The sequence below is a fragment of the Paenibacillus sp. FSL H3-0469 genome (assembly GCF_038051945.1).
Taxonomy (GTDB): Bacteria; Bacillota; Bacilli; order Paenibacillales; family Paenibacillaceae; genus Paenibacillus_AQ.
Map to the genome: position 1 here is coordinate 3,251,234 of NZ_CP150302.1, position 11,918 is coordinate 3,263,151.

At 52.6% G+C, this 11,918-nt stretch carries 13 protein-coding genes; 1 reads left to right on the forward strand and 12 read right to left on the reverse strand.

All coding sequences use genetic code 11. The annotated features are described in order from the left end of the window. Positions 1–24: 24 nt before the first annotated feature. Positions 25–684: a TrkA family potassium uptake protein gene (locus NSS83_RS14050; protein WP_036700269.1), complete on the reverse strand. Its 660-nt coding sequence runs from the start codon at positions 682–684 to the stop codon at positions 25–27. Positions 685–877: 193 nt separating this feature from the next. On the opposite strand from NSS83_RS14050, the gene NSS83_RS14055 reads away from it, so the two are divergent. Then, the gene (locus NSS83_RS14055; RefSeq protein ID WP_036700271.1) at positions 878–1,114 is read left to right on the forward strand and encodes a small acid-soluble spore protein SspI; all 237 of its coding nucleotides are present in this window, start codon (positions 878–880) and stop codon (positions 1,112–1,114) included. Positions 1,115–1,237: 123 nt separating this feature from the next. Here the strand turns inward: NSS83_RS14055 and NSS83_RS14060 are convergent, their stop codons facing one another. The 11 genes from NSS83_RS14060 to NSS83_RS14110 form a co-directional block, all read right to left on the reverse strand. Further along, positions 1,238–2,824, reverse strand: coding sequence for a peptide chain release factor 3 (locus NSS83_RS14060; protein ID WP_341348460.1), 1,587 nt, complete (start codon positions 2,822–2,824; stop codon positions 1,238–1,240). A gap of 345 nt (positions 2,825–3,169) precedes the next feature. Continuing rightward, positions 3,170–4,720 carry a glucose-6-phosphate dehydrogenase gene (zwf, locus tag NSS83_RS14065; RefSeq protein WP_036731156.1) on the reverse strand — a complete coding sequence of 517 codons (1,551 nt, stop codon included), beginning with the start codon at positions 4,718–4,720 and terminating at the stop codon, positions 3,170–3,172. Positions 4,721–4,929: 209 nt separating this feature from the next. After that, complete coding sequence (locus tag NSS83_RS14070; protein ID WP_341348461.1) at positions 4,930–5,736, reverse strand: hypothetical protein; 807 nt, start codon at positions 5,734–5,736, stop codon at positions 4,930–4,932. Between the two features lie 147 nt (positions 5,737–5,883). Then, complete coding sequence (locus NSS83_RS14075) at positions 5,884–6,543, reverse strand: response regulator transcription factor (protein WP_341016752.1); 660 nt, start codon at positions 6,541–6,543, stop codon at positions 5,884–5,886. A 15-nt stretch (positions 6,544–6,558) separates the two neighbouring features. After that, the gene (locus NSS83_RS14080; protein ID WP_341183974.1) at positions 6,559–7,593 is read right to left on the reverse strand and encodes a sensor histidine kinase; all 1,035 of its coding nucleotides are present in this window, start codon (positions 7,591–7,593) and stop codon (positions 6,559–6,561) included. A gap of 38 nt (positions 7,594–7,631) precedes the next feature. After that, a complete protein-coding gene (gene liaF, locus NSS83_RS14085) occupies positions 7,632–8,279 on the reverse strand; it encodes a cell wall-active antibiotics response protein LiaF (RefSeq protein WP_341016750.1) in 648 nt (215 codons plus the stop codon). A gap of 280 nt (positions 8,280–8,559) precedes the next feature. Continuing rightward, complete coding sequence (locus tag NSS83_RS14090) at positions 8,560–9,267, reverse strand: PspA/IM30 family protein (protein ID WP_341183973.1); 708 nt, start codon at positions 9,265–9,267, stop codon at positions 8,560–8,562. A 3-nt stretch (positions 9,268–9,270) separates the two neighbouring features. After that, positions 9,271–9,750, reverse strand: a complete 480-nt coding sequence (locus NSS83_RS14095; RefSeq protein WP_209994095.1) for a PspC domain-containing protein — start codon at positions 9,748–9,750, stop codon at positions 9,271–9,273. Between the two features lie 4 nt (positions 9,751–9,754). Further along, entirely contained in the window at positions 9,755–10,432 is a 678-nt protein-coding gene (locus tag NSS83_RS14100; protein ID WP_341016747.1) for a PspA/IM30 family protein, read from the reverse strand. Between the two features lie 47 nt (positions 10,433–10,479). Beyond that, a complete protein-coding gene (locus NSS83_RS14105) occupies positions 10,480–10,782 on the reverse strand; it encodes a hypothetical protein (protein WP_036731138.1) in 303 nt (100 codons plus the stop codon). Positions 10,783–11,022: 240 nt separating this feature from the next. Beyond that, positions 11,023–11,895: a helix-turn-helix transcriptional regulator gene (locus tag NSS83_RS14110; protein WP_341183971.1), complete on the reverse strand. Its 873-nt coding sequence runs from the start codon at positions 11,893–11,895 to the stop codon at positions 11,023–11,025. Positions 11,896–11,918: the final 23 nt, after the last annotated feature.

Consider the following 11,918-nt stretch of genomic DNA (forward strand, 5'->3'; position numbering starts at 1 on the left):
TACCTTTCTGTTGCTTACAGATTCCTATTGATAAGCCATCTCCAGCTTCGTCAGATTATCCTTCCGTCCGACAATGACAAGAACATCACCATCGGTCAGGCGGTCCTCCGCTCTGGGGGAGATATTCATTTCCTCGCCTTGACGGATCGCCATAACATTGCACCCATATTTGGCGCGTATATCAAGCTCCTGCAGGTTCTTGCCCAGCATCGGCCCCGAGACCTTCATGTCGAGAATGCTGTACTCCGGTGACAGCTCGATGTAATCGAGGATGTTCGGAGAAGCGAGATGATGCGCCACGCGCATCCCCATGTCCCGCTCCGGGTAGATCACCTTATCTGCTCCGATTTTGCCCAGCACCTTGCCGTGCAGCTCACTTTTGGCTTTGGCAATAATGGCAGGCACGCCCAGATCCTTCAAGATCAGCGTTGTCAGAATACTGGCCTGAATATCCTCACCGATGGCGACTACCACCACATCGAAGTTACGGATGCCCAGCGCACGCAGTGCCTCTTCATCCGTGGAGTCCGCAGATACGGCATGTGTCACAATGTTGGAGATTTCCTGGGTGCGCTGTTCATCTGCATCAATGGCCAGCACCTCATAGCCCATCCCGCTGAGCGCCTTGGCCACACTTGAGCCGAAGCGGCCCATGCCGATGATCGCATACTGTTTTTTTGCCATTAAGCCTTGTCCCTCCCGCACATATAATACATCTCACACAGTATAGCATAAGCCGTTATAAACTTGAATGTTCAGCGCTCCCGCAGGGCACCTTATAAAAAGGCTGCTTACCTGACAAGCCCCTGCTTTCGAAGTCAGTTTTGCGATGCTGATTCAGGAAGCAGATGCTCACACAACTTTAAGGAGGCCGATTATGCCAGTCACGCTTGATTTGCGCCAGGCCATCATTCACAAGGTACACGGCCAGTCCGAAGAAGGTCTGCGGGAGGTCATTGAGAATTCCGTAGACGGGCCGGAAGCCGCGCTTCCCGGACTGGGTGTCGTCTTTGAGATGATCTGGAAGGACCTCGACCCTGCGAAGCAGGACCGGGTTCTCTCTATGCTGCACAGACATCTGGACAAGCTTACCCCAGGGTCTATCACCTCCTAGAGGAGGCCCATCCCGCCAAAAACCTCCGCACCCCACCGTGCAGCTGCACAGGTGGAGGCGGAGGTTTTTTATAGCCTAATCATACATATGACTTCACTGCTCAGCCTGCTTATATTACACCCATCAAGGTGCAGTCTCCAGGAACTTCGCGGTCGGATTCTTCTCCATCGCGGTCCGCATGGCGTATTCATTCTCGAACAGCACTACGTAATTGCCCTTCTTGTCGGTAACCAGAGTGGAGTTGATCCGGAATTTACTGGCATCCGGCTTGTTCTCATCCACGATCCAGCGTGCGAACTGGTAGCTCATCCGCTGCAGCTGCACATCCACGCCATACTCACCCTTCATGCGGTACTCGAACACCTCGAACTGCAGCTGTCCGACTACACCCAGCAGAATATCGTCGAAGTTGACGGTACGGAACACCTGGATCATGCCCTCTTCGGTCAGCTGGTCAATCCCCTTCTGGAATTGCTTCGACTTCAGTGCATTCTTGATGGTGACTTTGGAGAAAATCTCCGGCGAGAAGGTCGGCAGCTCATCAAATTCGATATCTCCGGCCTGACTGAGTGTGTCGCCAATGCGGAAGATGCCCGGGTCGAACAGACCGATAATATCCCCCGGATACGCTTCTTCCACGATATCCCGGTCCTGGGCAAGGAACTGCTGCGGCTGGGATAGCTTGATGTCTTTGCCGGCACGTACATGCTTCACACTCATTCCGCGCTCGAACTTGCCGGACACGATACGCAGGAAGGCGATACGGTCACGGTGTGCGGGATTCATGTTCGCCTGGATTTTGAATACATAGCCGGTGAATTTCTCATTCGTCGGTTCTACAGAGCCCGCTGTACTGCGGCGTGGTTCAGGCTTCGGCGCAAGCTCCAGGAAATTATCCAGGAACGTCTGCACACCGAAGTTGTTGATCGCACTGCCGAAGAATACCGGAGTAATCTCCCCGCGCAGCACCTTCTCATAGTCAAAAGGATCACCCGCCACATCCAGCAGCTCCAGATCCGCGCATAGCTGATCATGCAGGTACTCCCCCGCCATCTCACGGATAATCGGGTCGCGGTAGCTCTCCACCTTCTGTACTTTAATTACGGAATGGTCATCGCCCTGGAACAGCTCGACCTGATTCTTCATCCGGTCATAGACGCCGCACAGCTCTCGGCCCATCCCAATCGGCCAGTTCATCGGCACCGAGCGGATGCCCAGCACATTCTCCAGCTCCTCCATCAGATCAAACGGGCTGCGGCCTTCACGGTCCAGCTTATTAATGAAGGTGAAAATCGGAATGCCGCGCTTCGCACAGACCTGGAACAGCTTGATTGTCTGTGTCTCCACACCCTTGGCTACGTCGATCAGCATGACCGCACTGTCAGCCGCAGTGAGCGTACGATAGGTGTCTTCACTGAAATCCTGGTGACCCGGAGTATCCAGAATGTTCACCCGGTGGTCCAGGTAATCAAATTGCATCACAGAGGACGTTACCGAGATTCCGCGCTGCTTCTCAATTTCCATCCAGTCACTGGTGGCATGCTTGCTTGCCTTACGGGCTTTGACGGTACCTGCCAGACGGATGGCGCCTCCGAAGAGCAGCAGTTTCTCGGTCAGTGTAGTTTTACCTGCATCCGGGTGGGAAATAATCGCAAAGGTTCTGCGCTTGTCGACTTCACTCTGAAGCTTTTGGTCCGTTGCTTTATTCATTGCACATATCCCTTCATCTATAAATTCATGCTTACTTCTGCCTCTATTGCCGGATCGGTCAAATCGGACTGCTATTCATGGATTCAGATCCTTTCCTTAGAGATTCAACAGAGAATCAACGTCTATTTCTTGAACGTAACGTTTACCATGTATAGGATCATCTATAGCGCTAGGCTTAGAAATCTTTATGTTGAAAGCATCCTTCTCAGTATAGCAAAATCCGGCAGAGATTATCTACAAAAAAGCGGCTATAGTCAAATATCTTGTAATATAATTTCACGATTCAGCAAAAAGATCCCCCTGCAGCGAGATGCAGGAGGATCTGTAACCAATCTTATTCAGGGACTAGCGGTTAACCTGCCAGACCACATTGTCTTCATCCTGGCCGTTGACTGGCCACCAGTGGAAGCCTTCTCCGGCAAGCAGCTGGTCGGCTTCAACCGGACCCCAGGAGCCTGCAGGATAGGAAGCCAAGTCGTTGCTCTCTTCCTTCCACGCCTTGGCAATCCGGTCCACGAAGGACCAGGCCGAGGACACTTCATCCCAGCGGGTGAAGTAGGTCGAATCGCCGCGTGCAGCGTCATGCAGCAGACGCTCATACGCCTCCGGCGAATTAATGCCGATCATGCAGCTCTGGCAGAAATCCATGGCCAGCGGCTGAATCTCGGATTCCGAGCCCGGCTTCTTCGCATTGATCTTCACGTAGATGCCTTCCATCGGATTGACGCGGATGACGAGCAGGTTCGGCTCGAGCTTGTGCTTCTGGCCCAAGTAGACGTTGGTCGGCATTCCTTTGAATTCTACAACGACTTCGGTAGTCTTCACAGGCAGACGTTTGCCGGTACGGATATAGAAAGGAACCCCGGCCCAGCGGAAGTTGTCCACGAACACGCGGGCTGCGAAATACGTCTCCGTATTCGATTCCGGGTCCACTTTGTCTTCCTGGCGGTAAGCCGGAAGCGTCTTGCCTTTGTAGAGACCTTGAGTATATTGGCCGCGTACAACGTTCTCGCGGACCTCATCCGCGGTAGCATAAGGACGCAGCGAACGTAGTACTTTCACCTTCTCATCACGGATATCTTCAGCCAACAGACGGCTAGGCGGTTCCATAGCAATCATCGTCAGCAGCTGCAAAATATGGTTCTGGCCCATATCGCGTAGCGCCCCCGCATGGTCGTAATACCCGCCGCGTTCTTCCACACCCACCGTCTCGCCGAGTGTAATCTGAATGTTGGCAATATGCTTGTTATTCCATAGCGGCTCGAAGAATGCATTGGCGAACCGGATCACTTCAATATTCTGAACCATTTCCTTACCCAGATAGTGGTCAATCCGGTAAATCTCTTCTTCCTTGAAGACCTGGCGGATCTGTTCGTTCAGTTCCTCAGCGGATTCGAGATTGTAGCCGAACGGCTTCTCGATGACCAGACGGTTCCAGCCTCTGGCCTGCAGCATACCGCCTGCCTTGAGGTTGAAGGATACGCTGCCGAACAGCTCAGGCGCAAGCGCCAGATAGAACATGCGGTTGCCCGGAATATGGAACTTCTCTTCCAGACGCTCCGTCTGCTCATTCAGCTCACGGAAGCCGTCAATATTATTGATGTCGAGTGACTTGTATTCAAAATGCTGTACGAACTCGTTCCATTCCGCAGCATCTCCTGCCTGATAACGGCAGAACTCACGAATGGATTCCTTCACATCTTCCCGGAATTCATCCTGGGTGCGGGGACGCCGAGCCACGCCAATGACCGCAAAATCTTGGGTCAGCTTGCCTTCACGGTACAAACTGTAAATCGCCGGGAATAGCTTACGCCGGGCCAGATCTCCGGTTGCCCCGAAGATAAAGAATACAGCACCGGGTGTATGCAGTGCATCAAGGGTTTGATTTTCAGCCATGGCTCCTCATCTCTCTGTATGTAATATAGTTGACATTCATTCTCATCGCCTGGTATGAAACAACATACGACTATAGGCGTGATGTCATTTTATCATAATTGCACGGAGGATGCCATCACATTCCTGACAGTTTTTCTCGGGATTTCGCACTTTTCCATTACTCTTTCTTATACTTTCATCGGATTACACTTATATGGCCTCACTTAACCTCAGTATTCGATTGTAATTAATGGCATTCCTAGGGTTAGCCGGTTCTCATCCGCATTGATGTTCTTGTGAACTGCCAGCTGTAGGGCCAGGCTATGGCTACCGCTGCTAACTGTGCGCTGAAGACCCGGCACACTATACGAATGACTGGATGTAGAGACGTCAGCGTAGCTCTCCTCTGCCTGAATTCCGGGAAGATCTGCAGCCAGTAACTGCTCCGTAGCAAGGAGTGCTGTCTGCGTTCCGCCCTGCTCCTTCGCTGGTGCCTGCAGCGATGCATTCCACTCCGCAGCAATCCCCTCCTGAAGCATAGCTTCTCCAGCGTCCGCCGCTGCGTCCCCAAGCTCCGGTGAACCCAGAAGATCCGCCGTCTCCAGCGTAACAATACAATAGCTGCGTCCTCCGCCAAGCTCACTCCAGAACAGGGACAACTGTGTGCCGCCGCTGAGCTGCGTCGCAGAACGCCAAGCCCGGTGTCCTTCATCATCTGCTCTGCTCATTTCACCGAGCGCTAACCGGGTGGAAAGGCTCTGTACGGCAGTCTCTGCAGCTTCTTCACCGCTGTATTCCCCCTGCCATTTCAGTACGAGCCGGAGCGGCGCACCGGGAGCGGAGGCCTGTCCGCCCAGTGTGGTCAGCAGAGCAAGGGATTCCTGAAGATCTCCGGCAGCTGTAGAAGCAACAGCATTCTTCTGTACACCGCCTACTCCTGCCGGTTCCGCACTGCGGAATCCGCTCAACAGCAGCAGCGTACATATCCCCGACAGCACTAACACCAGTATTCCCTTGCTCCGCCCTTTATTCCCCACTTCGCATCTCCCTCTCAATCCGTTCTAGTAATCTACTAGACAGGTTATCCAATTTCAGAGAAAGATATACGAGCGCATGCAAAAACACTTCCAAGATCATCCGGGCGGATTCGCTTGAAAGTGCTCCATAGCTTCCACAGACCAGGCTTACTCCGCCAGTCCATTCTTATATGCATAAATAGCCGCCTGGGTCCGGTCTTCAACCCCCAGCTTGGCAAGAATATTCGTGACATGGAATTTCACCGTCTTGATTCCGATAATTAATTGATCGGCAATATCCTGATTGGACTTGCCTTGAGCTAACAGCTTCAGTACTTCCATCTCTCGTTCCGTAAGCTCTTTGTAGGCCGGTGACTCACCTCTTGCATTGGAACGGAAGCGGTTCATCATCTTGGAAGCCACCTGCGACTCCAACACCGACTGGCCTCTTGCGGCTGCCCGGATCGCATCTGCGACTTCGCTGGCCCGTGAGGTCTTGAGCAGGTAACTGAAGGCTCCCGCTTCAATTACCGGATACATCTTCTCATCATCCAAATAACTGGTCAACACAATAACCTTACAATCCGGGTACAGCTTCAGCAGCTGTCTAGTCGTCTCAATGCCATCCATGCCGTCCATGACCAGATCCATCAGCACCACATCCGGCGTATACTCCTGGGCCAGACGGATGCCCTCCTCGCCGCTTCCTGCCTCCCCGACGACTTCAATGCCATCCTCGGTGCCGAGCACCGCAGCAAGTCCTATCCGGACCATCTCATGATCGTCTACAAGCAGGACCTTGATTGCATCATCTTCTTCTATCTCCATCGTTACACCTGCCCCCTATTCATTGACTACCGGTACGGTAATATCGATCCGCAAGCCTTTGCCTGGAGCGGTGATGAACTGGATCGAGCCCCCGATCTCAGTAATCCGCTCCTGCATATTCGACAGACCGTAGGAGGTCTGCTTGCTGTCATCCATCTCGAAGCCGATTCCGTCATCGCGCAGCGTCAGCCGGACCGTATCCCCCCGGCGGTGCAGGCGGATCTCCATCTTCTCCGCTTTGGCATGGCGAAGCGTATTCGAGATAGCCTCCTGCACAATACGGAACAAATGATTCTCCACACCCTTCAGCAGCTCTACACCCTGATCCATCTCGAACACAATATCAATCGGCACCTTGATCTTCAATTCCTTAATCAGCTCCTGCAGACCTTCCTCCAGCCCCTTGCCTTCCAGATACACCGGTCTTAAATGCAGTAGCAGTGCCCTCATCTCCGACTGGGCTACGGCCGACATCTCCTCGATCAGTGCGATTTGCCGCTGTGCCTTGTCAAAGTCTTTCTCCAGCGTCCGGCCTACGGCCGTTGCCGTCATCGAGATGGCGAACAGCTGCTGCGATACCGCATCATGCAGCTCCCGTGCAAGCCGCTGCCGTTCCTCTATGATTGCCGTAACCCGGGCCTGCTCAGCAAGCTTCGCATTATTGGTGGAGAGCCGCTGCAGCGTATTGACCTGATTCTCCCACTTGCCGCTGATCCGCCCGAGCTGTTCCCCGAGCCGCCCCAGCTCATCATTGCCTAGGTCCGGCATGGCCGGGGTGAGATTGCCTTTCTCCCAGGCGACCAGGGTGGCCCGCAGTAATTCCAGCTTGCGCTTGCTGCGGAAGCCCTGATAGAAGCCGTACCCGATCCCAAAAGCCATAGGAAGCAGAATTAGCGTCAATCCTGTCCTTACGCCAATCCGCCAATCCTCGAATGGCCGTAATAAGCCATATGTATACATAATATATGTAATAACGAGCAGCATGATAAAAGAGAACAGAGCTCCCTCACCCATACTGCGCGTTACCATGTTACTGCTTTTTTTGTCCATGCCGGGAGCTCTCCCTTCTCTCTTGATCTAACATACTCTTAAGGGAAGCGTACGTCCAGATCCCCCATCAGATAAGAAATGTTAAATTTCACTTTATGTTCGCAGCTGTCATAGTTGGGTGACTTCCAGTTCAGCCGGTTCAGCATTCCCGTATCGCGGTTACTGCCAGACTCAATCGAGCCGAACAGCACGAATGCCTCAATCTCTACCCCGTAATCCTCAGACAGCAGAATATCCACATCACCAAAAATCCCCTGATACAGCATAATCGTCTCCTGCTCTTCCGCCATGGCCAGGGAAAGATCCACATCCACCTCACCCAGCACATGCCAGGCGCTCAGGCTGCGCATCACCCAAGGCGAGAGATCCCAGTCGAACCGGGAAGAAAAGCTTTGCTTCTGCACAAACCCCGCCTTGCGCTGCATTCTTTTCGATTTGACAAAGAACATCCCCAGCGAAACCAGACAAATGCCAAGCACCAGCAGCAAATGATCCAGCAGCAGCAGCACCGCTCCGACTCCCATTAGCTTATAGCCTTGCTTGACCCTGCCCGACGTCGTCCGGTAGATTCCCAGCAGCAGGAACAGGAGTGCGACAATGGAGAAGAAGCCGATCCATTTGCCAAACATCATCAAGCAGCCTACACCAATCAATCCGATGGCAATCAACCGGTTCCGTTTATCCATTTCCGCACCTCCTTAAAGTTTTGCCAAGCGGAAACAATTACGCCGTCTTTTAAGGGACGGTGCGTTTCAGCGAGAAATAGAAGGAAAAGTTATCATGCATAGCATATAATTTCTTATATTTGAAGCAAAACTGACTTCGTAAGCATTAGCTGAAATTTTGCGAAGCTACATCTTCAGCCTACTGCATCCGCTACAAAAGCCATACCGGTATGGAGAATCCATACCGTATGGCTTTACCTTGATCAGCATATCATATCCGGCTGTTCTTTAGGAACAGGGATTATTGTTCTTTTTTATTCAAAGGAGGGGCTGCAGGGGTGGAATTCAGCTTGTTCTTGAGTGCGGCAAGCTGCTCCTCCACTTTCAGTTCCTTCTCAGGATCTACCGGCTTAGCATATGCGGTTGCCGAAGGGCTATACGGAGCGCGCATCACATCTGCTTCCGCTTCGAGCTGCATGATCTTTTCTTCCATGCGGTGGAATCCAAGAGATGCACTTCCGCTTTCAATGGAATGTACGCTGCTGATCTGGGACATTTGCTTTTTGGCCTTAGCCATCTGAGCGCGGGATACCAGTTCATTGCGTTTGTTGCGCATCTTGTAGAACTCATCCTTCATATCATGAAGCTGCTGCACCAGTTCCTTGGCCTGTACTTCAGCCTGTGCGTGAAGCTCACCATACTCGGTATGCTTCTGGTCGAAGTAGATCTTCTCCTCCAGCAGCTTACGTGTAACTTCTTCCTGACCGTTCTTCAGCGCAAGCTCAGCCTGTGCAGCACGTTGTCCGGCTACCTTGGCAGCTTCGTCCACACGCTGTTTCATGCGGCGTTCATTAGCCATCTGCTTCGCTACCGTTACTTCAGCCTCATGAATCTCAGCCTCCATATCGCGCAGATACTGATTCAGCATCACAATCGGGTCCTCTACCTTATCCAACATATCGTTTACCGACGCCTTAGTCATATCTTTAATCCGTTTGAATACTCCCATAATTTACACTTCTCCCTTCTCGTATTTAGCAAGTTTTTGTTTGAGCTCTTCCACTTCTTTTTGCAGTGCCTTCTTCTCGATATCCTTCATCATGGCATCCAGGCCAGAATCGGGAGCTGCGTGAGCGCCTGCCTTGTCATAGCCGGGATTGTAGCCCGGCTGTCCGCCATAGGGGCCATATCCCTGAGGTCCTTGATGCGGAGCCTGTGGTCCGCGGCCATATTCAGGTCCGCCGGAGTAAGGTCCGCCGTACGGGCCACCCGGCGCGCCGGGTCCGGGACCGAAGGGATTGTACTGGTTAGGCTCCTTGGCAATCACCATTGCTGCGATAAAGTATACGAGGATCGTAGCTCCGCCGCTAAATGGAATACTGATCACCAGCAGAATCCGGAACAGGGTAGAGTCAATGCCGAGTGTCTCGGACAATCCGCCTGCCAGCCCTGTCATTACTTTGTCTCTTGTTGAACGATACAATCGGGTCATATTACTACTCCTTTCTGCCATCATTGTTCAGCTTCTCCTTTAGGCGGGCCATTTCTCTTTCGAGTACGGTTGCCACGGTCTCTCCGGCCTGTACCGCGTATTCCTGTCCCATCCGGCGCAAGTCGCTCAGGCTTTTGGCTTCAAGCTCCCAGTCGGACATCTTGTCTTCCAGACGGCCGAACATTTTGGGAACATCTCCGCCGCCGTAAGCACCCGCTCTTTGATTCATGCGTTGCTGCAGCCGCAGCGACTCCATCCGTGCTGCATAGAACTGGCGTTTGCTGTATACCGTCTGATACTCCATTTTGAGCTCATTCAGCTGGGATTCCAGTTCGAAAAGTGATTGCTGGCTCGTCTCCAGCAGCCCGCTGTATTGCTCCAGCTTTTCCTCGTGGATAATTTTCTCCTGCAATGCCAGCTTGGCCAGATGATCTTCGCCTGCCTTGAGTGCGAGGAGCGCCTGCTCTTCACGTTTGTTCCTCATGGCTGTGGCCTGATTCACCTGCTGCTGCAATTGCTTCGTATGAGAAGCGTACTGCTGGTACAGCCGTTCGGCCTCCCCGATCTCTTCACGGGTTGAATGTAGAAATTGATCAATCAGCTTCACCGGATCTTGGCTCTGCTCCAGGCGTTCATTCAAGTTGGCTACGGTGATGTCCCTCATTCTGCGAAAAACACTCATGATTTCCTGCTCCCTCCCTGCTTCTTAATAAGTATGGACTGTGTGTATTAGTATGTTCTGCTTTGTTTGCCCCTGAGTACCGAGATGCCCCACACTACCAGAGCAATACCCAGCAGCGGACCGATAATCCAGGAAAGCTTGGAGATCAGGGACATGACACCGATGAACAGCACCACCCAGCCGATAATCTTGCGGCCGCTCTTAATTCCGTAGTATCCGAGCACAACCAGCACTGCCGGGAACAGGATGCCGAAGATTCCTGAAATCAAGTGGGGCAGAATGCCAAGCAGCATTACCGCTCCGATTACAATCAGCGCAATCGCAAGTCCGTTACCTTTGTTTCTTTGCATTTGTTATCACCGCCTTTCGCTGCTCTCTCTTTCTTATACCCTTATTCTAGGGCAATCCCGCATCTTTCAAAACAGACTGTGGACGGTTTTATGTACTGGACCTTAGTCGGGGATGGTTGCAGGACTTGGGCGTCTGGGCGATGGCTGTCGGCCGAAAAGCTGTATGCACATGGGATAAAGGCATACCAAAAAGCCGGATGCTCTGTTAGAGTACCGGCTGTTAATGAGTATAGAGTAAGGTCATTGTCTGGAGAAGGTTTGCGCAGCAAGGCTATCCAGAATTTCCTCACTGAGGAACGGGGCGAGCGGCAAGAGCGCTTTAACGCCTTCTTTTGTAGAAATAGTTACAGCAAGTTGATCCAGTTGTTCGTCGCTTATATATGGAGCGAGAGATACCAGTGCCTCCAAACCTTCCACGGCATATACGAGCTTGGCCAGTTCATCTATTGCTTCATCACTGACAAACGGGGCCAGCTTCAGCAGCGCCTCCAAACCTTCCGCGGCATATACAAGCTTGGCCAGTCCGTCCATTGCTTCATCACTGACAAACGGGGCGAATTCCACCAGTGCCTCCAGACCCCCCGCGGCATATACGAGCTTGGCCAGTTCATCCATTGCTTCATCACTGAGGAACGGGGCGAGCTTCAGCAGGGGCTCTAAACCTTCCCTTTCAAACACCTGCTTGGCGCATGAATCGAGAGTTTCCTCGCTCAGGAACGGCGCAAGTGCCAGCAGATCCTCTACAGCGGCCCCGTCCTTCACATGCTCAAATGCTTCACCAATCTGCTCATTATGAAGAATTGGCGCAAGGTCTGAGAGCTCTTGGGCTGTTCCTTCCCCCCGCTCAAAATAATCTGTACCGCCACGCTCCAGCACACTCCCGATCACGCGGGAGCCCTGTCCTTGTTCCTCCCCGAGGATCTCATCGATTCCCACACCAAAGATTTCTGCCAGCTGCGGAAGCTTGGAGATATCCGGCATACTGTTGCCCCTCTCCCAATTACTCACCGCCTGATAACTGATGCCCAGCTTGTCCGCAAGCCCCATTTGAGTCAGACCGGCCAGACCTCTTAATCTAACGATATTCCGGCCCACTTTTAGCATATCAAACATACTTCCCACTCCTTCGGCTAAGA

What these genes read in the sequence shown, in the direction of transcription:
- NSS83_RS14060 (WP_341348460.1), bottom strand. Translation starts at nt 2,824, where the DNA reads ATGAATAAAGCAACGGACCAAAAGCTTCAGAGTGAAGTCGACAAGCGC.
- NSS83_RS14080 (WP_341183974.1), bottom strand. Translation starts at nt 7,593, where the DNA reads ATGGACAAAAAAAGCAGTAACATGGTAACGCGCAGTATGGGTGAGGGA.
- zwf (WP_036731156.1), bottom strand. Translation starts at nt 4,720, where the DNA reads ATGGCTGAAAATCAAACCCTTGATGCACTGCATACACCCGGTGCTGTA.
- NSS83_RS14050 (WP_036700269.1), bottom strand. Translation starts at nt 684, where the DNA reads ATGGCAAAAAAACAGTATGCGATCATCGGCATGGGCCGCTTCGGCTCA.
- NSS83_RS14075 (WP_341016752.1), bottom strand. Translation starts at nt 6,543, where the DNA reads ATGGAGATAGAAGAAGATGATGCAATCAAGGTCCTGCTTGTAGACGAT.
- NSS83_RS14090 (WP_341183973.1), bottom strand. Translation starts at nt 9,267, where the DNA reads ATGGGAGTATTCAAACGGATTAAAGATATGACTAAGGCGTCGGTAAAC.
- liaF (WP_341016750.1), bottom strand. Translation starts at nt 8,279, where the DNA reads ATGGATAAACGGAACCGGTTGATTGCCATCGGATTGATTGGTGTAGGC.
- NSS83_RS14100 (WP_341016747.1), bottom strand. Translation starts at nt 10,432, where the DNA reads ATGAGTGTTTTTCGCAGAATGAGGGACATCACCGTAGCCAACTTGAAT.
- NSS83_RS14055 (WP_036700271.1), top strand. Translation starts at nt 878, where the DNA reads ATGCCAGTCACGCTTGATTTGCGCCAGGCCATCATTCACAAGGTACAC.
- NSS83_RS14110 (WP_341183971.1), bottom strand. Translation starts at nt 11,895, where the DNA reads ATGTTTGATATGCTAAAAGTGGGCCGGAATATCGTTAGATTAAGAGGT.
- NSS83_RS14105 (WP_036731138.1), bottom strand. Translation starts at nt 10,782, where the DNA reads ATGCAAAGAAACAAAGGTAACGGACTTGCGATTGCGCTGATTGTAATC.
- NSS83_RS14095 (WP_209994095.1), bottom strand. Translation starts at nt 9,750, where the DNA reads ATGACCCGATTGTATCGTTCAACAAGAGACAAAGTAATGACAGGGCTG.